The 23,484-nt window shown below is 57.2% G+C and carries 19 protein-coding genes; 12 read left to right on the top strand and 7 right to left on the bottom strand.

Features of this window, described 5'->3' with window-relative positions:
• Nucleotides 1-3: 3 nt before the first annotated feature.
• From HFP54_RS03615 to HFP54_RS03605, 3 genes are all read right to left on the bottom strand, one after another.
• Nucleotides 4-978, bottom strand: coding sequence for a phosphatase PAP2 family protein (locus HFP54_RS03615; RefSeq protein ID WP_168564061.1), 975 nt, complete (start codon nt 976-978; stop codon nt 4-6).
• A 376-nt stretch (nt 979-1,354) separates the two neighbouring features.
• A complete protein-coding gene (locus HFP54_RS03610) occupies nt 1,355-1,945 on the bottom strand; it encodes an RNA polymerase sigma factor (protein WP_168564060.1) in 591 nt (196 codons plus the stop codon).
• Nucleotides 1,946-2,515: 570 nt separating this feature from the next.
• Nucleotides 2,516-2,845, bottom strand: a complete 330-nt coding sequence (locus HFP54_RS03605; RefSeq protein ID WP_168564059.1) for a hypothetical protein — start codon at nt 2,843-2,845, stop codon at nt 2,516-2,518.
• Between the two features lie 491 nt (nt 2,846-3,336).
• Here HFP54_RS03605 and HFP54_RS03600 point away from each other — a divergent pair, with 491 nt between their 5' ends.
• The 7 genes from HFP54_RS03600 (at nt 3,337) to HFP54_RS03570 (ending at nt 12,221) form a co-directional block, all read left to right on the top strand.
• A complete protein-coding gene (locus tag HFP54_RS03600) occupies nt 3,337-4,104 on the top strand; it encodes a ComF family protein (RefSeq protein WP_206035969.1) in 768 nt (255 codons plus the stop codon).
• Between the two features lie 229 nt (nt 4,105-4,333).
• Nucleotides 4,334-5,308, top strand: coding sequence for a DUF502 domain-containing protein (locus tag HFP54_RS03595; protein WP_390656515.1), 975 nt, complete (start codon nt 4,334-4,336; stop codon nt 5,306-5,308).
• A 153-nt stretch (nt 5,309-5,461) separates the two neighbouring features.
• Nucleotides 5,462-5,641, top strand: a complete 180-nt coding sequence (locus HFP54_RS03590; protein WP_146412586.1) for a DUF2256 domain-containing protein — start codon at nt 5,462-5,464, stop codon at nt 5,639-5,641.
• 39 nt (nt 5,642-5,680) lie between these two features.
• Nucleotides 5,681-6,913 (top strand): acyltransferase family protein, encoded by a 1,233-nt coding sequence (locus HFP54_RS03585; protein ID WP_206035968.1) that lies wholly within the window; start codon nt 5,681-5,683, stop codon nt 6,911-6,913.
• A 225-nt stretch (nt 6,914-7,138) separates the two neighbouring features.
• A complete protein-coding gene (locus HFP54_RS03580; RefSeq protein ID WP_168564201.1) occupies nt 7,139-7,507 on the top strand; it encodes a DUF2237 family protein in 369 nt (122 codons plus the stop codon).
• A gap of 371 nt (nt 7,508-7,878) precedes the next feature.
• Nucleotides 7,879-10,041, top strand: a complete 2,163-nt coding sequence (locus HFP54_RS03575; RefSeq protein ID WP_168564058.1) for an efflux RND transporter periplasmic adaptor subunit — start codon at nt 7,879-7,881, stop codon at nt 10,039-10,041.
• An 8-nt stretch (nt 10,042-10,049) separates the two neighbouring features.
• The gene (locus HFP54_RS03570) at nt 10,050-12,221 is read left to right on the top strand and encodes a biotin/lipoyl-binding protein (RefSeq protein WP_168564057.1); all 2,172 of its coding nucleotides are present in this window, start codon (nt 10,050-10,052) and stop codon (nt 12,219-12,221) included.
• 66 nt (nt 12,222-12,287) lie between these two features.
• Here HFP54_RS03570 and HFP54_RS03565 read toward each other — a convergent pair whose 3' ends face one another.
• The gene (locus HFP54_RS03565) at nt 12,288-13,781 is read right to left on the bottom strand and encodes a sulfatase-like hydrolase/transferase (RefSeq protein WP_235951216.1); all 1,494 of its coding nucleotides are present in this window, start codon (nt 13,779-13,781) and stop codon (nt 12,288-12,290) included.
• A gap of 126 nt (nt 13,782-13,907) precedes the next feature.
• On the bottom strand, nt 13,908-14,699 hold the full coding sequence (locus HFP54_RS03560; RefSeq protein ID WP_168564056.1) for a PIG-L deacetylase family protein: 792 nt from the start codon (nt 14,697-14,699) through the stop codon (nt 13,908-13,910).
• 134 nt (nt 14,700-14,833) lie between these two features.
• On the opposite strand from HFP54_RS03560, the gene HFP54_RS03555 reads away from it, so the two are divergent.
• Nucleotides 14,834-15,700: an SAM hydrolase/SAM-dependent halogenase family protein gene (locus HFP54_RS03555; RefSeq protein WP_168564055.1), complete on the top strand. Its 867-nt coding sequence runs from the start codon at nt 14,834-14,836 to the stop codon at nt 15,698-15,700.
• Here the strand turns inward: HFP54_RS03555 and HFP54_RS03550 are convergent.
• Nucleotides 15,634-16,188, bottom strand: coding sequence for a potassium channel family protein (locus HFP54_RS03550; protein ID WP_168564054.1), 555 nt, complete (start codon nt 16,186-16,188; stop codon nt 15,634-15,636). The two genes, HFP54_RS03555 and HFP54_RS03550, sit on opposite strands and share 67 nt — an antisense overlap.
• A 174-nt stretch (nt 16,189-16,362) precedes the next feature.
• On the opposite strand from HFP54_RS03550, the gene HFP54_RS03545 reads away from it, so the two are divergent.
• The 4 genes from HFP54_RS03545 (at nt 16,363) to HFP54_RS03530 (ending at nt 21,409) form a co-directional block, all read left to right on the top strand.
• Nucleotides 16,363-17,421, top strand: a complete 1,059-nt coding sequence (locus tag HFP54_RS03545; RefSeq protein WP_168564053.1) for a succinylglutamate desuccinylase/aspartoacylase family protein — start codon at nt 16,363-16,365, stop codon at nt 17,419-17,421.
• A gap of 211 nt (nt 17,422-17,632) precedes the next feature.
• Entirely contained in the window at nt 17,633-19,123 is a 1,491-nt protein-coding gene (locus tag HFP54_RS03540) for an alkaline phosphatase D family protein (protein WP_206035967.1), read from the top strand.
• Nucleotides 19,124-19,194: 71 nt separating this feature from the next.
• Nucleotides 19,195-20,781 carry a sulfatase gene (locus tag HFP54_RS03535; protein WP_168564052.1) on the top strand — a complete coding sequence of 529 codons (1,587 nt, stop codon included), beginning with the start codon at nt 19,195-19,197 and terminating at the stop codon, nt 20,779-20,781.
• Nucleotides 20,782-20,899: 118 nt separating this feature from the next.
• Nucleotides 20,900-21,409 carry a GNAT family N-acetyltransferase gene (locus tag HFP54_RS03530; protein WP_168564051.1) on the top strand — a complete coding sequence of 170 codons (510 nt, stop codon included), beginning with the start codon at nt 20,900-20,902 and terminating at the stop codon, nt 21,407-21,409.
• Here the strand turns inward: HFP54_RS03530 and glgX are convergent.
• Nucleotides 21,404-23,464: a glycogen debranching protein GlgX gene (glgX, locus tag HFP54_RS03525; RefSeq protein ID WP_168564050.1), complete on the bottom strand. Its 2,061-nt coding sequence runs from the start codon at nt 23,462-23,464 to the stop codon at nt 21,404-21,406. The genes HFP54_RS03530 and glgX overlap by 6 nt on opposite strands.
• Nucleotides 23,465-23,484 lie beyond the last annotated feature (20 nt).

Genomic DNA, 23,484 nt, shown 5'->3' with positions numbered 1-23,484 from the left:
GAATCACGCCGCTCGTTTGTCTTCCTGCGATTCCGCGTTGTCGCGATCTTCGCTGTGAACGCCGCCGCCGGATCCTTCGCCGGCCAACGCATAACTGTCACGTTTGCGACGCCGCAGTCGCTGGTGCGATTCGGGTGCAAAGCGATCGAACACGCTGCCCAACAGGTTGGGGCTGAAGCAGACGTACCCCCACAACAACCCGAACGCCACGCCGCCGATCCCGTCGGTAAAGAAATGGGCACCACTTAACAATGGCTGCAACAGTTGGCCGGCACCAATGATGAAGAACAGCCAGCGACCGCGCGGCAGGATCACCCACAAACCGACGATCAATGCCGTCGCCGTGGCGACTTTGCCGCTGGGGAACGCGCGTGTCTGTGCGGCGAAGGTCGCGATCTGATCCAAATCCCAATCAAACGCCCACAACCACGCATAGTCGGTGGTCGCCAGATCCAAGTTCAACGCGTGGGGTTTGCGCCGCAACACGAACAGCTTGGCCATCATGGCTACCGATCCACCGCCCAGCGCCAAGGTCGCCAAACGGGGAACTTGCCAGCGTTTGCCGGGAGCCATCAACATGATCCCCACCAACACCAAAAAGACGCCGATGCCGTGCGAAAAAACCAGGGTCAGATCGAGGGCACTCTGGAAATCACTGGACCACCGAGTGTTGGCGACGTAGCGGGCGATCGGAACATCCGCCAGCGTCAACAGTGGCACCAGCAAGAACAGGAACGCCGACAACCACAGCAGAGTTCCGGGCCGATAAAACCCCTCGCCGACCCCCTCGGTCATCGATACCGACGAACCACTATTTCGGACACGCCACGATCCACTGTCCTGGCGTGACGGCTGGCGACGCGGCAACGGTTTCATCAACAATTCCAACGCAGACGCGCTCAGCGCATCAACGGGAGCCGCAGGACGTTGACCGTCGCTCGGTGATTCGTGATCGGTGGATTGGGGATGATGAAGCATCGTGTCGATCCAGACCTCGTGATTCACCCATCAATTCCGCACGCCCCAAAGCCCAATCGTTGGGCAACGGCGTCGGGGTGAGTTTTGCGGAGGGTATTCAATCAACCACACTGGTGAAAAGCCCATCCCGCCGGACGATCCCCTGCGATTTGGCCCCCAACTTTGCCCGCTTGCCTGCAACGCCTGTTTTCCAGATTGCTTGCAATCACGGTTCGTCTTGCTTCGCCGTGCGGATGCCAGGTCTCAGCAAGAATCACTCCTCCCGATGTCGCTGGCGAAAGCCCCAAAAAAACCCCGCCGATGATTTTTCACCGGCGGGGCGTCACGGATTTTGGTGCATGGGCGACTGTGGGAAACGGATCGATCGGCCAGCGGATCAAACCGCTTGCATCACATCGATTTCTTTAGCCAATCGCTTCCGCGCCACGTGCAGACGTCGCTTGATCGTTCCGACCGGTGCGGCGAACGCATCGCTCATTTCGATCAAGGTTTGTCCGTTCAGGTAAAACGCGTTCAGCGTGTCCCGATCCATCTCGTTCAAACGTCCGATCCCGCTGCGAACTGCGGCGGCCTCTTCGCGATCTTGGGCGAAGGTTTCGGGCGTTGCGTCGGCCGCACACGTTGCTTCCAAAGTCTCGGGATCACAAACGACCGCGCCGCGATGACGCGTGATGCGGTTGATCGCCATGCGGTGCAAGATCTGACGCAACCACCCGCCGAAAGCTTCCGGAACACGCAATTGATTGATCTTCTGCATCGCCTGCATGAAGACGTCTTGGGCCAATTCTTCGGCCTCGTCGCCGTCGCGGACCTTCCGCATCGCCAACGCGACGATTCCGCCACGGTAACGTTCGAACAGTTCGCCGAAGGCCTCGCGATTTCCATCCTGGGCCGACTTCACCAGTTCAGCCACGCTGCATTGGCGAAGCTGAGCCGGGGACATTGGCTGTTCATCGATTGCATTCATCGTTGATTTCCTTTTCCCGATCCGCCTTGTCGGCCGATCCGTCGGGGCCAGGGTTCTGCTGGCCGCCGGTGACGATCGACGTGAATCCAAAAGGGGCGGATTCGGTGGGCGACGACTTTCTTGGCAGCCGTCGCGGTGGGGTGTTTTGCTGGTTGTGTTTGGCTTCGTTAAACTTCGCGACTTGGCGATCGGTGGGAGTCGAAAGCGGTGCGAAGTTGCGTTGTCGTGGTGGCCGGTCTAGCGGCGGGGTCGATCAAGACGACTTTGGCAAAACGGTGTTTCGTCGATGGTCACGGCCGGATTCCGGCGGACCTGACAAAGGAACCGATGTCCAAAGGCGTCAAACCGATTGCTTGGTTAACCGCGATGACCATGCCGACCGAATGCGGTGCGTTGTCAGGTTCCAGGCGTCCGAGGAATGCTTCGTTTCAGTGCGAAGCATCACGGCCGATGGACCAACACAACGGTGCCGGATCGGAAGGCGATTTCAGCGACGGTCAAAACGTTGCCTGTGTCGTGTCAGCCGTGGCGTGCGAGGGTTTTCCGCACGACCAAGGCCGGCGATCGACATCAGCCGCAGCGTTTGCCAAGCGTCGGTTTCAATCGCCCTGTGCCGATCGGGCCCTGCGTTGTCACCGGCACCAACATGGGCCGGCCCGGACAACGCGGGTGCATGCGATCCGACAAGACATCCAGACCTGACGACATCGAACTCGATAGGTGTCGATGTGATCTGGACGAGAACAGCCACTGCCAATCAATCCCGTCTCGCAGATAACTGCGAATCAAACGGGTGGAGGTCTGCAATGCGGCGGCAAACGCACCCATGACGCGATTCGTGCGTACTTCGACAACTGCAAAGACGCGAACGACGACGGCGGCGGCTTGTTCCAAACGCATTTCAAACCTCCCGGCACCCTTTGTTTTGGGTGCGGCAGCAAAACAAAAAAACGATGAAGTTGATGGGTTGGGCAGAGCCGGTGACTCCAACCCAGGCGACGGTCACGATACGATTCAACCACGCCAACGGATCAACCGCGGTGTGGCAAACAACATCAACCGTCGCAAAAAAGGATACTCCTGCGGAGCAACGGGGACCAGCGAAAAGCGGATCCAGCCGTCACCCAATCTCAGGGATCGGTCGTAAGGACGCCCAGGGCAAGGGAAGGTTCGCGGATAAAAACCTGTTTTTCGTTTTTCCAGAAATTTTCTTTTCGCCCCGACGGACATTCGCGATTCGTTCTGCCTTCGTTCACGCCGATTCGGTTCGAAAATCGTAAAGCCGGTGCCGGCCCCCCGACGAACCACGCCGCAGCCGACTTTTCCCACTCAGGTAACCCACGCCGATGACGGACCAGCGGTCAACAATCAGTATGCCATCGACAGGATGGGTGGATTTAGTCCTGCCGCCGACCTGCGTGTTGTGCAGCCGACAAACCCCTGGTGGCGGTGATTTTTGCCAGGATTGTCTGACCCGCTTGTCCGTTTCGCGTCCAAAAATGCGGATGGGATGCCGATGGTGCGGAGTGCCCGGCGGGGCATCGGCCGCCAAAAAGGGTCGCTGCACCGTGTGTGGTGGTGGTGCGTCCGGACCTGGTAAAGGCTGGCGAATCGACCGCACCCATGCGCTTTGGTCCTACGAAGAAGCAGTCCGGGGCATGGTTGTTGCCTCGAAATATGGACGCCATGCGGCGATCGCCGTCGCTGCGGCGGGACATTTGGCGTCGGAGATTCTCCGGGATCTTTCCGGCGACATGGATCCGTTGCCCGACATGGTGACCTACGTGCCGTCGTACTGGACACGCCGGTTGTCACGAGGTGGTTGTTCCGCCGAAACATTGGCGGTCACCGTAGCGAACAAGTTGGATCGTCCGTTTGTATCAATCTTGCGGACACGGCGACCGATCGCGAAACAAGCATGGCTGGGAGATCGCCAGCGAATTTCCAACGTCCGCGATGCCTTTGTCGTTAAAAAAAGCTATCTTCCATCGGACCGTTTCGGCCGGGCACCGTTTGGCCGAATTAAGGGTGGGCACGTCATGATCGTCGACGACGTGATGACGTCCGGGGCGACAACCAATGAAGTGGCACGTGTCCTGAAGTTGGCCGGTGCCGATCGAGTCAGTGTGGGCGTCATCGCACGGGCAATTCGCCAATGACTCGAAAACTGGCACGGCTGATGCGTTGCCGAAACACGTCCGGGGCGGCGACAAACGCACCGCTCACCTAAACGGCCCCAACGGTTTTGCCGGATAAGCACAGGCTCTGTTCAGGGCTTGTCGGTCCCAAAACCAACCACGAGCCGACCATCGACTCTAAGCGACTGAAACCACTTTCATGAGCGACGCTCCAACACCTTCCGATCCCGATTCGCCGCAGGCCGATGACATGGCCGACGCGATCCGCGTGGCTTCGTCGCGCGCCGAATCGCGCGGGGGCACGTTCCGACGCGCCATCCTGCGCGGTCTGGGTGTGGTGCTGCCGCCGCTGTTGACGATCGTCGTGTTGATCTGGGCTTGGAACGCGATCGAAAGCTACGTGCTTCGCCCCGTCGAAAGCGGCATCCGTCACGCCATCGTTTGGTACGTCAACGACACGTTGGCGGAAATCCCCGAAGGCGCGCAGGCATCCACCGAATCGGGCCGCCGTCTGGACGGGTTCTTCTACGAAGGCACCAACTATGTCCCTGGCCCAAATGGTTTCCGCTTCCTGCCGGACTACGTTGTCAACAAAGTGGACGACAACGCCGACTACTTTGGGCCGTTCACACCGGGACCGGCCAGCGCGTCGGCTTACTGGCACCGTTATGTCGAACTGACGTACATGCCACGATCCATCGTGGTGCCGGTGTTTTTGATCGTATTCCTGACGGTGCTTTATTTTCTGGGACGCGTGTTCGCCGGCGGCGTCGGGCGATGGTTTGTGGCCAGTTTCGACGCGGCCATCCTGCGGATCCCGATCGTCAACAAGGTTTACGGCAGCGTGAAGCAGATCACGGACTTTGCCTTTGATGATCGCGAGATTGAATTCAACCGCGTGGTGGCAATTCAGTATCCACGCGAAGGTATCTGGTCGATCGGCTTTGTCACTGGTGGCAGCATGTTGGAGATCACCGAAGCGTGTGGGGAACCGACACTAAGCGTTCTGATGCCAACCAGCCCCATGCCAATGACCGGATTCATCGTGACGGTGCGACGCAGCGAAGCCATCGATTTGGATCTGACGATCGACGAGGCCATACAATTCATCGTCAGTTGTGGTGTGGTCGTTCCGCCACAACAACGAACCGATGGTTCCGTCGTGCCACGACGCAAAGCACCGGTCACGGGCGAAACCGTCGCGGGAACCGCGGAAAAGGTCTAGGACGCTCGGGTCGATGCGTGACTGGCCACCGGTCGTTTCCCATGGCTTGGGCGGCGTCGCAATCACGCCCCTGTTGCGGCGACTCAATCCCCACGATGTTTTTTCATCGATGGGTTCACCGATCGCCAAACGTCGCCCGTTGCAGAAGACCCGATGCCAAAGAATCGAGATCGCAAACGAACGCTGCCACAAAAAGTTTGCCCGGTTTGTGGCCGAACGTTCGCATGGCGTAAAAAATGGCGCAGCCATTGGGAACAAGTCCTGTATTGCAGCCAGCGATGCCGCCGACAACGTGATGCGTCATCGGCCGACCGGACGCCATCCCCAAAGTGACCGCCTCGATGCCACACACCGCGATCCGGAACCCCGGCGATGAACAACCCATCTGACGATTCCCGCGGTGACGTTCCGAATGAATCGGCGTTGACCGCGACGAAAACGGGACGTGTGGTCAGCATCGACGTGTTCCGCGGCATGGTGATGTTTTTGATGCTGGCGGAAATGATGCACCTGGATCAATTGGGTGATCACTTTCCCGACAGCACGATTTGTCAATGGATCAGTTTTCATACGTCCCACATCGCCTGGGAAGGCGGGTCGTTGCACGACATGATCCAGCCGGGATTCACTTTCCTGGTCGGTGTCGCGTTGCCCTTTTCCATTGCCAGTCGACGTCGTCACGGCGGCAGTGACACCAAGTTGTTTTTACACGCCCTGTGGCGTGCCGCCGTCTTGGTGCTGCTGGGCATCGGCCTGCGTTCCCTCGGTCACGATTCAACTCAATTTCGCTTCGACGACACGCTGACACAGATCGGATTGGGCTACCCCATTGCCTTCGTGATCGCGTTGCTGTCGCCACGTTGGAATTTGATCGCATTGGCGGTTGTTCTGATCGGTTTCTGGGCGTGGTACGCGGCGTCGGCCCCGCCACAGGACGACTTTGATTATGCCGCGGTCGGCGTGCCTCAAGATTGGCCCCATCACCACGATGGTTTTGCATCACGCTGGAACAAAAACAGCAACCCCAGTTGGCGGCTGGAAGTCTGGTGGATGAACTTGTTTCCTCGCGAAGAACCATTTGTTTGCAACGGCGGAGGTTACTGCACCATTTCGTTCATCCCGACGCTGGGCACGATGTTGTTGGGGATCTTTGCCGGACGTTGGTTCCGCGACATTCGTTCGTTCGGCGGACGCATGAAACGCCTGCTTCTTGCGGCATCCATCTGCTTTGTCATGGGTTGGTTCTTGGGATGGACGGATCTTTGCCCGATCGTCAAACGAATCTGGACGCCGTCATGGACGCTGGTCAGCGGCGCGGTTTGCTTCCTGTGGCTGGCCTTGCTGCACTGGATTTGTGATCAGCACCAATGGCAATCGTGGAGTTTTCCGTTTGTCGTCATCGGTGCGAACAGCATCCTGGCCTACGTGTTCAGCTGGACGATCGTTGAACCGATTCGTGATGTGCTGTTCTGCCACTTGGGCCGTGATTCATTTGCGTGGTTCGGCCCCGCGTCGATCAGCACCGTGTCGGGTGCAATCACACTATTGATCATCTACGGCATGCTCCTTTGGCTTTATCGACGTCGTGTCTTTATCAAGATTTGATCGGCCGACGCGTTGAAGATTGACGGTCCACCGAAGAAGTCCTTCCAGATCGTCCAGAATCAAATTCCACATCTGGTGCGTTTTCACGCTGATGGGGGCCCCTGTCGCGACGGGCTCAAGACGACGCTACGCTGTTTCCCATCGGCCTACAATGACGCCGAGGCGGGCCCCAGCGGCGACTGCGGGCATCGGTGACATGGCAATCCTTGGATTTGGAACGTGATGATGGCAAAGGCCAAGAACGTACTGGGGGGCGAACTTCAAACCTGCAGTACCGATCCGATGACCGGTTTTTATCGCGATGGCTGTTGCAACACCGGCGGCCAAGACACGGGGCTGCACGTTGTTTGTTCTCAGGTCACCGCCGAATTTTTGGAATTCAGCCGGCAGCGCGGAAACGATCTGTCCACCCCCAATCCCATGTTCGATTTTCCCGGTCTGCAGCCCGGTGATCGCTGGTGTCTGTGCGCCGCGCGGTGGAAGGAAGCCTTCGATGCCGGCATGGCACCGTCTGTCGTCCTGGAATCGACGCACATATCCGCACTGGAATTCGCCAATCTGGACGAACTGAAACAACACGCGGTCGACGCGTAGAACGGCCGTCACTGCTGACGTGCCGCATTTCTGTCGGGGCCGCCCCGCCGCGACGTTTTTCTACACCGCCCCCCCATCTTGTGTGCCCGCACGGGCCAGTCGATAGAATCGTGACGACCGGCGTGTCTGTTCGCCACGTGAGTCGATTCCACACCGCATGCCAGGCGATTCGCTCGGTCGACTGGACTTCGCACCGGTCGGATTATCGTTGATTGGACCGATTTTGTGGCCCCGATCGTCCTATCGGAGATCGATTTCGTTCGACCATTGAACGGATAACCTAACCGTTACCGGATGAACGGTCCTTCGGTTCACGCGGGCGATCGCTGATCGCGAAGCCGCACGTTCCATTCGTTACCGAGCCCACACCTGTGAACGCCGAATCATCGTCATCATCCAACGACTCGGCCACCTCGCACGGCAAGGCTGATTCTGACGCGCCGTTTCGGTATGACACGCAGACCGGCGGGGGCGAACCAGCGGATGTCGGATCGATCGATTCTCGCGTCGCCGCCTTGGCATCGGCCAGCGGCGACACAGAGTCCTTTCTTCGGCGTTTGGCAACGGATCTTCAACAGGCACTCAATGGCGGCATCGTCGCCGTGCATTGGCACCAGTGGTCCGCGCCGGTGATGCTGGTCACCGATCCATCCACATCCGCCGTCATCGACCGTGATGCGATCCGCAGACTTTTGCAATCCGCCACCTCGGCTGCCGTCGGTTGCTCCGTCCCCACCCACGATCCGGGTTCGGTCACTCGCGGATACCATGTGGAAATTGAAAGCGATCCCTATCGGACCGCCGTGTTGATCGTCGCGCCGCTGATGTCACCCACCGTCGGACCTCGCACTCAAGTCGACCAACTTCGCCGTCTTTCCCAGTACGCATCCGCCAGCCGAACCTGGCTGCGGCACTTCCAAAAAAACGCACACATCGATGCACCGGAGCCCGATCGGTCGCTAGCCATTTCTGGCGAACAAAGGCTTTCGGATCAATCAGCGACGGACTTGTCGACCGAAGGTGCGCGTCAAGCATTACGGTCGTTGCACCGCGACTTGGACATGAATGCGACGTGCTATCGCATTGTCAACGAAGCCCGTCGTTTGCTGCAGTGGGATCGAGTCACCTTATTGCGTCCGCGTGGTCGCAAGATGGTGGTTTCCGCAATCAGCAGCGTGGCGGTGGTGGATCGACGCAGCAACAGCGTGGCTTCTGCCGAGCGTCTGGCCAAGGCCGCCGCCGTGCTGAACCGTCCGGTCCTGTTGCCGGACACCGGCGAATTGCCGCCACAAATTCAAACGCCGCTGGAGGATTACCTGGACCAAACCGGCGTCACCACCTGTGCCATGCTGCCGATCCACGCCCCGACGCTGCCGTCGGATCGCATCGACGATGACGACGACGTCGACGCCTTAATTTTGCGACAAACTCAAAACGCCTTGTCGGGTGACGGGCGACTGCTGGGCATTTTGTTGCTGGAATCGTTCGAAGGACGTCCCGATGCGACGATCGGCCCCCCGATCCACGAGGTCGCCGATGCATCCGCATTAGCGTTGCGAAACAGCGACGAACACCAAAGCGTTTTCGCACTGCGAACACGCAAGGCCATCGGCCGTGTAACGGGATCGATCGGTCGCGCCGCTTGGCTGGCGACGTTCGTCATTCTGTTCGCCTTGTTGACCGCCGCTTGGCTGATCCGCGTCGACCACACCGTCACCGCGTCGGGACACGCTGAACCCAAGATTCGCCAGCAAGTGTTTGCGGGGATCGACGGTATCGTCAAAGAAATCTTGGTCGCCGATGGTGATACGGTGTCGGCCGGTGTCCCGTTGATCCGGTTGGAGAACGCTGACTTGGAAAGCCAGGTCGAAGATCTTGCCGGTCGTATCCAAACCGCCAGCCAACGCTTGGCTTCCCTGCAGGCGATGCGTTTGGATCCTTCGGCCGATGCAGCATCGCAAGCACGTTGGGCGTTGGAAGAAAGCCAATTGTCCAGTGAACTGACCGGACTGAAATCTCAGTTGGATTTGTTGCAAAAGCAACAATCCGATTTGGTGGTCACCAGCCCGATCGGAGGCCGCGTCGATGCCTGGCAGATCCGCCAGCGTCTGATCGATCGCCCCGTCAACCGTGGCGATGCGTTGTTGCGTATCGTCGACGATCAGGGACCGTGGGAATTGACCTTGTCGATCGTTGATTCCGACGCGGGCCCCGTGCTGGAATCGATGCAAGGTTCCACAACACTGCCACTTCGGTTCGCCATTGCGACGGAACCCGAACTCAGTTTCGCCGGCACTTTGCAATCCACGGCGACCGCCACACGATTGGATCCGCAAGGCCGATACGTCATCGACGCCTATGCGGATATCACCGCCCAGGCGTCCGGCTTCGCCCCTTGGAACAACGATGCGGCAATGATCGGCGCCGATGTCACCGCCAAGATCCAATGTGATCGCCGCCGTTTGTTGACCAGTTGGTTCAGCGACGTGATCGACTTTGTGCATCGACACATCCTTTTTCATCTCTCGGCGTGACCAGAAGAATGTCACAACGCATTCACGTCCGCTGTCGTCCCGACCTGCAATTCGTCCAGACGATGCACGCCCACGAATCGGCGTTCGTCGCCAAGGATCCGGTTTCGCTGCAATATCATCGCATGCGACCGGACGAGTATTTCGTGCTATCGCAACTGCAGGACGTTTCCGACCTGACGGAACTTCGCAAACGCTACGAGAAACGCTTTGCACCACGACGCGTGACCGAACCCGAATTGAATCGGCTGCTGTTCCGTTTCTATCAAAGCGGATTGTTGATCAGCCAAGCTGCCGGACAGGCCGATCAACTGCTGCGAAAACGGCGAAAGCACCAAGCCGATCAATGGAAACAGCGTTTCAGCAGCCTGCTGTTCATTCGTTTTCCCGGTGTCGATCCCGAACCACTTTTGCGTCGTGTTTATCCATGGGTGCGGCCGCTGTTACAGCCCGCATGCCTGGCGTTCTGGATTGCATTGGCCGTTTCCGCCGGCATCATCATGCTGATTTCAGCATCACGATTCGCCGCAGAATTTCCAGACATGCATCGCTGGCTTCAGCTGGACGCCGTCGTGACCTTGATGGCAGTGATCGGCTTAACGAAAGTCGCACATGAATTGGGTCACGCGTTAGTTTGCAAACATTTCGGCGGAGAATGCCACCAGATCGGCCCCATGCTGTTGGTGTTCACACCGGCGTTGTACTGTGACACCACCGATTCATGGATGTTGCCCAATCGATTCGCGCGAGCTTCGATCGGTCTGGCCGGCATGGCGGTCGAAGTCATTTTGGCGTCTTTGGCCGCATGGATCTGGTTCTTGTCCGGCCCAGGCTTGGTCCATTACGTGGCCATGAATGTGATGCTGGTTTGTGGCATCAGCACGGTTGTCTTTAATGCCAATCCGTTGCTGCGTTACGACGGCTACTACGTCCTTTCGGATCTATTGGACATCCCCAATCTGTCGCAGCAAGCCAATCGTTGGCTATCGTCCCTGGCTTCCAACCATTTTCTCGGCATCCGCGATCCCCAGCCTTCAATGGAAACCTGGCGGTACCGGACCGTGTTGGCCGTCTATGCCATCGCGGCGTTTGTTTACCGGTGGACATTGACGCTGGTCATCTTGTGGTTCGTCGCGTACGCGTTGCGACCCTATGGCTTGGAATCGCTGGGCAAAACCCTTTGCGTTTTCGCAGCGGCCATGATGATTTCAACAATGCTGCGTGGCCCCCGACGTTTTCTTCAAAACCCTCAACAGCGGCACCAAATCAAAATGCACCGACTTTGGATCAGCGTCGTGGCGACAGCGGCCCTGGGCATCGCCGCGTTGATTCCCTATTCATCCCGCGTAACGGCGACCGGTCGCATCGCACCGGCGCAGGAAGCCCGCGTGTTCGTGTCGACCACCGGCGATCTGGAATCGCTGTCCGTCCGCCCCGGCGATCCGATCGAAAAAGGCCAAGTGATCGCGACACTGTCCAATGAAGAAACCGAATTGCAACAAGTCATGGCATCCGGACGCGTTGGGTCCCAACAAGCCGTGGTACAAGCACTGAAAGACACGACCGTCAGCAACCCCGTCGTTGCCAACCAATTGCCAGCGGCCGAAGCCTTGCTGGCCGACCTTATCGATCAGAAGGCGCGAGCCGATCAACGAGTCGAAGCATTGACCATTCGATCCGAATTCGCCGGCGTCGTACTAGAACCGCCTCGACGCGTTCAGACGACCGATGACGTTCGTTTGACGGGGTGGCAGGGTGACCCAACGTTACCTGAAAACGCGGGCTGCACTTTGGAAGCCGGCACGGAACTGATTAGCATCGCAGTGGGCAATCGCTGGAACGCTAACTTGATTGCCCAACAATCGAACATCCACCGTCTGAAGATCGGCAATCGCGTCCGCCTGATCATGAATGCCGCCCCCGACCAGTGGATGTCGGGAAAAGTGGTGCAAATCGCTCGACAACGATGGAACGCGAACGAGCATGCCGAACGCCGTGACGATCCCGAAGCCGCGCGTCAAACCGATCCCAGATCCACCTCGTATCTGGTCAGTGTCTTGTTGGACCAGCCATCGCTTCGCATGGTCACCGGCGCGACGGTTCGGGCCAAAATCGACGCGGAACCGATCTCATTGGCCGGCCGATGTTACCGTTGGCTCAACGGTCTGTTCCGGTTCCGCTAGTTTGCATGCGTTTGAATCACGAAAACGCGGACCGTTCCTATCACCGTTGATCACGTCGCCGGCCGATCACTTGCTCGCCTTTTTCGACGACCGACGCTTGGCCAGCCAATCACCGTACTCCGGTCGTTGTCGCCACTGTTCAATGTACGGCTGATACTCAGGCGTCTCATTCCAGAATCGCGACGGCGGATCTCCCGGCAACAAACGTCCTTCGGGATACTCAATTCCTTCAATGCTGTCCTGGACCGACTGATTCCACTGGATCAGTTTTTCCATCAAACGCTTGGCGTCATCAGGTCGCGAATCAAACAAGTCATTGGTTTCGGAAAGATCATTCGCCAGGTCGTAAAGTTCAAAATTGCCCTTGCGAATGTCGGTCGTCAGCAATTTCAAATCACCATCAATCACAGCCAAACGACCGGAATGGCGAAAGTTCAGCGGCTTCGTGCGTGGTGGAATCGGTTCACCCGCAACCGCCGCATCAATCATCGGCATCAGGCTGATCCCATCGATCGGGCGATCAGGCTGGATGTCTTTCATTCCCAACGCATCCAAGATCGTGGGCAGGATGTCGAACGTCCCACTTCGCGTCATCAAAGTCTGCGGCTGGTCGACGCGATCGGGCCATTCCAACAATGCCGGGACCAGCAATCCGCCTTCATAAATCGTGCCTTTGTTGCCTCGCAGCGGTCCGGTCGACGATGGCTTGATTTTTGGCAGTCCCCCGTTGTCACTGCAAAACCACAAGATCGTTTCGTCCGCGATTCCCGCGTCTCGCAAACCCTGACGCAGGGTTCCGATACTGCGGTCCATGGCCACCAATTCACCATAATGATTTCTCGATGCTTCATCCAAATCCTCAAAGCCCTCCATATCCGCTTCAGCGGCGTGGAAAGGGCTGTGTGGCGTTCCGTACCAGATCACCGCCAGAAACGGTTGGTCACTCTTTGCTTGGCGACTGATGAATTCCAAAGCTTGATCGACAACAATTTCTGACGAATCCCCCTCGTATTCGACGAAGCTGCCGCGATGGCTCATGATCGGGTCGCGATCGAAAAAATTGGTCACCGAAATCCATTGGTCGAACCCGAAGTGACCGGGGTGATGCGAATCGGTATGCAAAACGGGAACACCGGGTCCCCGCAAACCATTCAAATGCCATTTCCCAAAGTGGCCTGTTGTGTATCCGGACTTCTTCAACAACTGTGCGATCGTGACTTCCTGGTGTCGCAGCGGATATCCATGGCTCAGGGTGCCGGTGCGATCGTTGTTGCGTCCGGTCAATACGCTTGCACGGGTCGGCGAACAAACCGGTGCGCCGGCATAGAACCGATCGAAGCGAATCGAATGCCGGCTCATTTCATCCAAATGCGGCGTCTTCAAAATCGGATGTTGATAGTACCCCGTCTGTGCCCATCCCATGTCGTCGGCCATGACCAACACGACATTGGTTCTGCGGGAATCATCGCCGCATACATCGACGGCAAAGGCCAGACCCATGATCCAAATACCGACCAACCCGATCACACGTCGGTCAGCCAATCGTCGACAAGAAAACATCACAACATCTCACTGGGCAGGGGAGGGCAAGACTTTCGCGGGGCCCCGGCACCTGTCGACCATTTCGAACCGATGGCGACATCATCAACGATAGACAGCAGACCGGTGCCGGTGGGAATCCACATCCTAGCCCTTTCCGACCTCGCCGCGTGGTTTGCCAGGGGCAATCATATCCGCCAAGGCGTCTCGCAACGGGTCGTCATCGCGGCCACAGAACCCCCAGTGTTCACGCCGACGCCATCCTTCGGCAAAAGCGAACCGACCGCTCATCCGGCCGACCTCTGCCGATCCGTCGCGCATGGTTTGCAGGTAACTGTCCATGCCTTGGGACTGGTCCAGCCAGACCTTTTGACTTTCATGACAGGCCAATGCCTGCTGTTTTTTGTCGATCACGTCACTGATGTCCACATAAAAATGCGGAACCACCAATTCGCCGGTCGGCTGGCGATTGCCGACCGGCTGAGCGTGATAAACCGTCACGGGATCGTCGTAGGTGCCCACCGGCGGATCACTTTCCAGGTTAGGCATGCCGTGTGCGAACGCTGCGCCGACGGCCAGACGACAAGCATTCTCGTGGTCTTCCATGTAATCGATCGGCGAATGCGTCAAAATCACGCTCGGCTGCACTTGCCGGACAACCGCAGCGACCTTTCGCAACAAATCGGTGCGATAGTGGATTTCCATGTCCGGACAAATCGGTGGGTGAAAGACCGCGCCCAGCGATTCGGCAGCCTGACGTGCTTCGTTCAAACGAATTTGTGCCGTTTCTTCGCGATCGGTCACGGTCGACCCACGGCACCCATCGGCGATGTCCATGTAGTGCAGGTCCCAACCACGCTGCTTCAGCAGAATCATCGTTCCTGCCATCAGAAATTCGATGTCGTCGTGGTGTGCGGCAATGGTCAAAGCGGTGGGCATCGTGCGTGTCTTGTCGAAGCAGATGGATTGCGAGAAAGTCTGTCAGGTGTCGTCGTGGGCGTGGACGATTCGAAATAGTCCCGCGTGGCGATGCCAAGCATACCGATTTCGCAGGTTCATGCAGGAGCCGACCTTTGGCGATCATCACGCTTACCACCGACTTTGGAGCAACCGCCGGCTACGTCGCCCAGATGAAAGCCGTCTTGCTGCGGCGTTCGCCCGACAGTGTCCTGGTGGACGTCACCCACGATGTTCCACCGCAAAACATTACCGCCGCCGCGATTTGGTTGGCCGACACATTGCCTTGGTTCCCCAGCGGTTCGGTTCACTTGGCCGTCATCGATCCGGGGGTGGGAACATCCCGCAAAATCTTGGTCGGCACATTCGAATGCCCCAACCAATCGGGGATCAACGACCAACACTTCATTGTCGGACCCGATAACGGTTTGTTCAGTTTGCTGAACATTGTCGACGCCTGGCACTTGGATGAAACCGCGATGCGAACAGTGCGGGATGTCTCCAATACTTTTCACGGCCGCGATCTGATGGCCCCGGCCGCCGCCGCGATCGCAGGCGGAATTCCGTTGTCCGAACTGGGCGAACGTCGCATCGATCCAGTTCGCTTCACGCTTCCCAAACCGGAACACCGATCCGACGCAACCTCGGGATCCACCGAAATCCGCGGGAAAGTGCTGTACGCAGACTCCTTTGGAAATCTAATCACAAACATCCACACGGCTGATTGTCCGTCGGGGCACACCATCACAGATGCTTGGATCGATTGTCCCAATGAATCGACGCCCATCTCGGTGCGATCGGTTGCCACCTACGGGGACGCAACGCCGGGCGAAATGGTCGTCTTATCGGGGTCCGGTGGCCGTGTGGAATTTGCCGTTTGCAATGGCAGCGCGGCCCAGCGACTTGGTTTGACCGCTTACGGAGCCGAACCGGAATCACTGCCTTCGGTAACGTTACGATTGATCGGCGCCGACGAACCCTGAGTCGGAAGACCGCCGCTCGTTTCGGCATCGTTCAATTTGGGCAGAGATTCGAAATGCAATTCTTCGATGACGATCAGTCGCTGAACCACGGCAAACAGCAACGCCGTACTCCAGCCGAAAACCAACAACCCCGTCATCGCCTGGATCCCCGCCGCGATCCGCCAATGAGACTGGACGACGATGTCTCCATAGCCAAGCGATGTGAACGTGACGGCGGAAAAGTACATCGCGTCTTCAAAGGTATTGATCAGCGTTTCGGACTGCATCCACCAATACAGCGCCGCCCAAACCAACACTTCGATGATATGCATCACCAGTAGCGTCGCCGCCGTTCGGGCCAAGATGTCCAACACCGCTCCGAAGCTCATCCGGGCGTGGAAATGATCACGGTGCTTGAACAGATTTCGAATCCAATACACCGTCCCCGCCGCGTGGATGGCGACGGTGACGATCGTCAATCCGATTCCAACGATAATCGGAACCAACATTACGCTTCACCTATCACCCAAGCCGACGTTTGATACACGAGTCCAGCGACGGCGGACCGACCTAGCCGGACCGCTTTTGCCTCGGGGCATGGCGACTTTCCCGATGCCCGATTTGCTTCGCCGATGACCGCGGTAGAATTTAAGGGACATGGGGCAATGCCGCGAGCCTGTTGAATGCCGAACGACAACTTTGATCAACCATTGTGCATTGGCCCCCATCGTTTGATGCCGGGACAACGCCAAACGATTGACTTGCCAGTGGGTCATTTGGTCACCCACCAAGTCTTGGATCTGACCGTGCATGTTCGCCGCGGCGAAAAACCGGGACCTCGATTGCTGGTCACGGCCGCCATCCACGGCGATGAAATCAACGGCACCGAAGCGATTCGGCGTCTGCTGAATCGACGGATGCGTCATTTGGCGGGCGACTTGATATTGATCCCGGTCGTCAACCTGCCGGCCTTCGTCAACCGCAGTCGCTACCTGCCGGATCGACGTGATTTGAACCGTTTATTTCCCGGATCAAAGAATGGTTCCTTTGGCGCACGCTTGGCCGATCTTTTGACCAAGGAAATCGCTAACCAGTGCACTCATGCCATCGATCTGCACACCGGTGCGGTCAACCGTCCCAATCTGCCCCAAATTCGCTACAGCGACGATGTCCCCGGCGCCAAGGAACTGGCCGAAGTGTTCTGCGCGCCTGTGACGATTGCTTCGACGGTTCGCGAAGGATCCTTTCGTGACGTGTTCGGTCGTCAAGGCATGGTGCAACTGATGTACGAGGGCGGCGAAGCGGGCATTTTGGAACCGGCTCCCGTCCAGTTGGCCATCAACGGTGTGCTGTCGGTCATGCGTCACTTGCAAATGTTACCGCAAGCAAAACGCACCGAAACACGCGGCAAAACCGTCTTCTGCGAACAAACCACTTGGCAACGTGCACCGCGGGGCGGGCTGTTTTTGCCCTCGGTAAATTTAGGAGCCTTCGTCGAAGAGGGCATGATTCTTGGAAAGATCGGCGATCCGCTGGGACGCCAGAAAACGCCCATCTTTGCCACGCATTCCGGCGTCGTTATCGGTCGATTACGCAACGGCGTCATCGACGAAGGCGACGGTATCTTTCACATCGGGTTGACCCGCCGCGTGGGGGCGATTGCAAAAAGCATCCAAGCGGCCGAAGCCGACTTGGACCACGGACTGGATCATCCGGTGTTCGACGAAGACGTCGAATCTTAGGCGGCGTCGGACCAGAACGTTCCACCGCAACGGGACAACGGTGCCTTCAACGCTTCGGCGAAATTCTTGGACCATCGTACCCCCGTGCGCACCTCCCAACGTGCGTTGGGCGGCTGGGCTATGCTACTGATCACACGATCGCTACCGCACGATTCCTGTCCCGCCTGCCGTTGGCCTCCGTCCATCAGCATCCCACTCGCCCGACACGACCATGAAACGCCGACCATTTCTGATCACTCTCGGTTCTCTGTTGACGTCTTGCAAATTGGCTCTCGGAGACGCCGTCGACCGACAATTCCGTGTCACGCTGAAGAATGCTCACAAAGGCACTTTGGATATCGACACCCAATTGCTTGACAGCTACGGACCGCCGCCGGCCAACCTGCGACAGTTCTATCTCGATGCACGCAAAGTGTTTGCCGACAACCCGACCGCAGAATTCACCGACCAAGCCATTGTCGATGCGGCAAAGCATCATCGGTTGCATCTCATGGGCGGCCCGATGTTGGGTGATCTCCACAGCAATGGTGTCACAATTTGGTTGCGCCCGGCGACCACGCAAACATGCTCGATCGCCGTCGCCGGCAAGACGTTCCAAGGGCAGGTTGATCACCCCGGCCAAGCATTGCGTCTATCGATCACCGGATTGGCCCCCAACACCGGCTACGACTACCAACTGCATGTCGGCGACCATTTGGCCGCCGAAGGAAATTTCACCACCGCGCCGTTGGATACCGCAAGTGACACGGTCCGAATCGCTTTCGGATCCTGCTGTCACAAAATCGGCGTTCACAACCTGAACCTGTTTCGCCAGATCGTCGGGCGTCACCCTCATGCAATGATGCTACTCGGTGACATCGCGGTGGATGACCGCGAAGGCAACATCGCCATGCATCGTGCTGACTATCAATTGCGTGATGTATCCAACGCTTGGCGTACACTTGCATCGCAAGTCCCCCTGTATGCCTCATGGGATGATCACGACTACTTCAACAACGACCTCAGCGGCGTGCCCAAACGTTTCACGGATGCGGATCGTGATGGCGTTCGGTCGGTATGGCATGAAAACTGGAACAACCCGCCCGCCGATGACCAACGAGACGGCATCTATTTCAACACACGCATCGGCCCGATTGAAATCATCATGCTGGACACCCGATCGTGTCGCCAAAATTCACGCCGCAATCGATACGGGTCTTATTTGGGTGAAACCCAGCAAGCCTGGCTGAAGAACACGCTTCAAAAGTCGAACGCACCGTTCAAGATCATCAGTAGCGGAACGATGTGGAGCGACTATGTTTCCAACGCCAAAGACTCATGGGGCAGCTGGGACACCGAGGCTCGTGAAGAAATCTTTCAGTTGATCGAACAAGAAAACGTCAGTGGAGTTCTGCTGGTCTGCGGAGACCGACATGGCGCTCGCGGCTTCCGAATTCCCCGCCCATCGGGGTTTGCATTCTATGAATTTGAACCGGCCACGTTAGGCGGCGTTTCCGGACCAGCCGGCTTGGTCAAAGACTGCCCCGATCAACTGTTTGGCTACAGCGGCACCGACGACAAAGGAAACGACTTCATCGCTTTCGGTGAATTCACATTCGACATGGCCGCCGACGATCCGACGGTCACCTTCCGACTGATCGGCCAACACGGTGACGTCTTCGAAGAAATTCCACTGGTCTTGTCCGACCTGACGCCAGCCTAACGATCCATCGCCACATCCTTTCGCCACGCAGTCCGCCCATTAACACCGTCCACCAACGCCAGGTTCTGACCATGACACTTCGCGATGGCTTTTGTCGGTTCGTTTGCTGTTCGTTGGTATTGGCATTTTCCGGCGATGGACACTCAGCGGACCATCCAAGTGTCCCTGCGTCGACGTTCGATGATGTGGACCGGCAACCAAACGAGGCCGTGGAAAACAACGCGGACGGCAAGAAACACAACGTGCTGCTGATCGTTTGTGACGATTTGAATACGCACGTCTCACCGGCCGGTTATCAGCCGATTCAAACACCGACATTGGCAGCGTTTGCCAATGACGCGATGACGTTCGAAAGAGCCTATTGCCAATATCCCGTCTGCGGACCGTCCCGCGCGTCCTTGCTCAGCGGGCTGTATCCCCAATCGACCGGTGTCTTGGATAACACCGCGGACATCCGAAACGAGCGTCCTGGAACCACGACGCTGCCACAGTTTTTAAAGCAAAACGGATACTGGACCGCCAGCGTTGGGAAAGTTTTTCATTCGCCCCGACACGAGCACGGGGCAACCGCATGGGACGAATTCGTCCGCTTTGATAACGACGAATTGCCGGTGGTTCGCGATGCACGAATCCGGTTCGAAGCCGAACACGGCAGTGTGACGGATCGCACAAACCGAAAAGCCTGGAAAGAAATTCAAAGATCCGTTTCTGCCAAGTTGAACGCCCAGACGCCCCCCGGTTACGGCCGCAGCGGACTGGACGATCATCAACACAAAGACGGAAAGAACGTACGCCAAGTCCAGCAATGGTTGGCCAACAAAGCCAACGGTGACCAACCATTCTTCATCGCCTGTGGCATTCAAAAACCACACGTACCATTTCTAGCGCCCGGCAAGTATTTTGATCGATACCCCGTCGCCGAAATCACCTACGTTCCTGACCGCCCAAAGCTGTGGGATTCCATCCCCGGCACTGCCATTTCCAAACGATACGAAGCCTTTGGATTTGAACTGGGAGTCGAAAATGATGACCTGCGTCGAAAGTACATGCAGGCCTACCACGCATGCGTTTCATTCATCGATTCACAGCTGAAACTCGTCTTCGATTCTTTGAAAAATTCGGGACACTGGGACGACACCATCGTGATCTTCACCTCCGATCACGGTTATCACCTCGGCGACCACTTTCTATGGGGAAAGGTCACCCTGTTTGATATCGGCACACGAGTCCCATTCTTGATTCGAGTACCGGGATTGACTCAGCGGGGAACTCGATCACAGGCCATGGTCGAACTGATTGATATCTATCCGACCATCGCGGATCTGACGCAACTGTCCCCACCAGCGTCGCTGCAAGGACATTCCTTGCAACCGCTGTTGAATCACCCGGAACGGAAAGGCAAAAAAGAATACGCCTACACCGTCGTCAAACGTGGCCCAAAACTTGGCTATGCGATTCGCAACCAACATTGGCGATACGCACGTTGGCCTGACGGTGAAGAGTTATACGATCTACAGAACGATCCGCTGGAAAAAGAAAATTTGGTCGGTCGACGCTCGTTTGACAAACGGATCGACCAGTTACGAAGCGCCTTGGACGCCAAACAACGGGAAGCATCCGCCCAACGAATGGCCACGACTTCTGCTGCGGCCGAATAAACGAATAAACTCGGATAAATTCGGCTTCGGTTGCCTCACGTCTAGGTCGGCGTCCGACATCCGAATGCACGGTCGCGTCCCCCGTCCGATCGGCGTCTAGCACACCACCCAAATCACGATGCTTGAAATCCGTTTCTTTTCCGACAATGACTGGGCTGACACCTGGAAGATCCTGGAACCTGTTTTCCGTGCCGGCACCACCTATCCCTATTCGCCGACGATCGACGAAGACGAAGCCTATCAGATTTGGATCAACAATCCGGCCCATACCTATGTGGCCGTTGATTCAAACCTGGGCATCCTCGGCACGTACTACCTCAAGCCGAATCAGCCTGATTTGGGTTCGCATATCTGTAATTGTGGTTACGTCGTATCGCCGCAGGCACGAGGACGTGGAACGGCAACGGCCATGTGCAAACACTCACAACAAGAAGCCGTGAAGCTCGGCTACACCGCCATGCAGTTCAACTTGGTCGTTGCGGTCAACGAGGTGGCGGTGCGATTGTGGCAGAAGCTCGGCTTCGAAATCGTCGGCACGTTGCCAGACGCTTTTCGCCATGCCGACCAAGGGTTGGTGGACGCCCATGTGATGTACAAGCGACTGGTGTTCCCCACGGTGACATCATGAAAGACCTCCACCAGAAATCAGCATGACAACCGAATGCGATTCGGCGAGATAGTGGTTCGTTGCCACCGTCGGGGCACAGTCCTGATGAACGATGTCATCGGGCGACTCCAGCGACGTATCGATCCACCGCCGCCACGGCCCGACGTCCAACGGCGGCAATTCAAATTCCATCGGTTGCCAATACGCGTTCAAGATCAGGTGAAAGTAGATTTCGGCACTTTGCAGCTGCGCGTGAAGCGCCAAACAATGGGATGAATCGCTCCAATCAGGTTGGTTCAACTTCACACCATGCCAAGTTTCATTGGCCTCACACAACAGATCGACCAACGTGACTCGTTCCCGTTCGTGGACCGTTGTTCGTCGAACACGCTGGTCGCAGAATACTTGAACAAACCGGTGAATGTCAGCATGCTGTTCCAGCAATGACCAGTCGAACCAACTGATTTCGTTGTCTTGGCAATACGCGTTATTGTTTCCGTTTTGCGTCCGCCGCACTTCGTCGCCCATGGTGATCATTGGAATCCCCAACGAAAGCATGGTCACCGTCAGCATATTTTTGATTTGACGATTCCGAAGCCTTTCAATCTCTGGGTCATCTGTCGGCCCCTCCACTCCGCAATTCCAACTTCGATTGTCATTGCAACCGTCACGGTTCTGTTCACCGTTGGCTTCGTTGTGTTTTTCGTTGTAGGAAACCAAATCGTTCAGAGTGAAACCATCGTGGCAGGTGACGAAGTTAACACTTTGTTCCGGTTCCCGCAGCTTGTGACCATACAATTCGGGACTACCGACAATGCGGTCGGCGATCCGCCGCACTGACCCTGGCTGGCAACGAAAAAAATCACGTACGTCGTCGCGAAATCGGCCATTCCACTCCCGCCAGGCATCCCCCACGAAGCTGCCGACCTGATAAAGACCTGCCGCGTCCCAGGCTTCGGCCAATAATTTCGTCCCCGCCAGTTGCGGATCCGATTCGATGTCCCACAGCACCGGTGGGTTCGGCAGCGGGACTCCGTCTGAATCTCGTGATAGGATCGACGCCAAGTCAAATCGGAATCCGTCGACGTGCATCTCACGCACCCAATAGCGCAAGCTGTCGACGATCATACGGCGGACGATCGGATGGTTAGCATTCAGCGTATTCCCACATCCGGTGTAATTCGCATAATGGTCATCGTGCAAAATGTAATACGTGGATCGATCGATCCCACGAAATGACAAAGTGGGTCCGCGCTCGTTTCCTTCAGCGGTATGGTTGTAAACGACATCCAAGATGACTTCGATTCCGGCACGGTGCAGTGCTTTCACCATATCACGGAACTCACAGACCGGTCCCAGCGGATCCTGACGCGAACTATAGGCAGCGTGCGGCGCAAAGAACGAAATCGGGGCATATCCCCAGTAATTCTTTTTTCCGTCCGGTGCGTCCAGCGCATCAAACTGAAATACGGGCAACAGTTCCACCGCCGTAATGCCCAATTCTTTCAAATAAGGGATTTTTTCGATCAGTCCGGCGTAGGTCCCCTGTTTCGACGGCGAAACTCCCGATCGCGAATCACGCGTGAATCCACCAACGTGCATTTCGTAAATGATGGTTTGCGCGGCGGGCCGCCGTAATGGCTGGTCGCCTTCCCAGTCGTAATCTGACGCATCGACGACGACGCTCTTCATGGCCGTTGACGAATTGTCACCGGGATTGGAAGCGGCATCACGACTGTAGCCGTTGGGTACAACGACGCCACGTCCGTAGGGGTCCAGCAAGACTTTTTCGGGATCCGGACGCGCCCCGTACGTGACGGTGGTCTGACCATGCACACGAAACCCATACAGTTGACCGGCTTTGATCCCGGGAACCATTCGGTGCCAATAGTGATAGGTTCGATTGGATTCCGGATGAAAGGCGATCACTTGAGCGGGAACGTCGTCATCCTCGCGGTCAAACAACAGCAGTTCGACACCTGCTGCGACGCGAGAGTACAAACTGAAATTGACGCCGCCATCAACGACGGTGGCCCCCAGCGGTGACGGTTGTCCGGTATCGGGATGTTGGTTCATGACATTAAATCCCTTGTCCA

The sequence above is a fragment of the Crateriforma spongiae genome (assembly GCF_012290005.1).
GTDB lineage: Bacteria > Planctomycetota > Planctomycetia > Pirellulales > Pirellulaceae > Crateriforma > Crateriforma spongiae.
Note: the sequence above shows the minus strand (reverse complement) of the source record. Positions and strands in the feature narration are given on the sequence as shown.

Coding starts and splice junctions, on each gene's coding strand:
- HFP54_RS03615 (WP_168564061.1), bottom strand. CDS start 978: ATGCTTCATCATCCCCAATCCACCGATCACGAATCACCGAGCGACGGT.
- HFP54_RS03610 (WP_168564060.1), bottom strand. CDS start 1,945: ATGAATGCAATCGATGAACAGCCAATGTCCCCGGCTCAGCTTCGCCAA.
- HFP54_RS03605 (WP_168564059.1), bottom strand. CDS start 2,845: ATGCGTTTGGAACAAGCCGCCGCCGTCGTCGTTCGCGTCTTTGCAGTT.
- HFP54_RS03595 (WP_390656515.1), top strand. CDS start 4,334: ATGGCCGACGCGATCCGCGTGGCTTCGTCGCGCGCCGAATCGCGCGGG.
- HFP54_RS03590 (WP_146412586.1), top strand. CDS start 5,462: ATGCCAAAGAATCGAGATCGCAAACGAACGCTGCCACAAAAAGTTTGC.
- HFP54_RS03585 (WP_206035968.1), top strand. CDS start 5,681: ATGAACAACCCATCTGACGATTCCCGCGGTGACGTTCCGAATGAATCG.
- HFP54_RS03580 (WP_168564201.1), top strand. CDS start 7,139: ATGGCAAAGGCCAAGAACGTACTGGGGGGCGAACTTCAAACCTGCAGT.
- HFP54_RS03570 (WP_168564057.1), top strand. CDS start 10,050: ATGTCACAACGCATTCACGTCCGCTGTCGTCCCGACCTGCAATTCGTC.
- HFP54_RS03565 (WP_235951216.1), bottom strand. CDS start 13,781: ATGTTTTCTTGTCGACGATTGGCTGACCGACGTGTGATCGGGTTGGTC.
- HFP54_RS03560 (WP_168564056.1), bottom strand. CDS start 14,699: ATGCCCACCGCTTTGACCATTGCCGCACACCACGACGACATCGAATTT.
- HFP54_RS03550 (WP_168564054.1), bottom strand. CDS start 16,188: ATGTTGGTTCCGATTATCGTTGGAATCGGATTGACGATCGTCACCGTC.
- HFP54_RS03545 (WP_168564053.1), top strand. CDS start 16,363: ATGCCGAACGACAACTTTGATCAACCATTGTGCATTGGCCCCCATCGT.
- HFP54_RS03540 (WP_206035967.1), top strand. CDS start 17,633: ATGAAACGCCGACCATTTCTGATCACTCTCGGTTCTCTGTTGACGTCT.
- HFP54_RS03535 (WP_168564052.1), top strand. CDS start 19,195: ATGACACTTCGCGATGGCTTTTGTCGGTTCGTTTGCTGTTCGTTGGTA.
- HFP54_RS03530 (WP_168564051.1), top strand. CDS start 20,900: ATGCTTGAAATCCGTTTCTTTTCCGACAATGACTGGGCTGACACCTGG.
- glgX (WP_168564050.1), bottom strand. CDS start 23,464: ATGAACCAACATCCCGATACCGGACAACCGTCACCGCTGGGGGCCACC.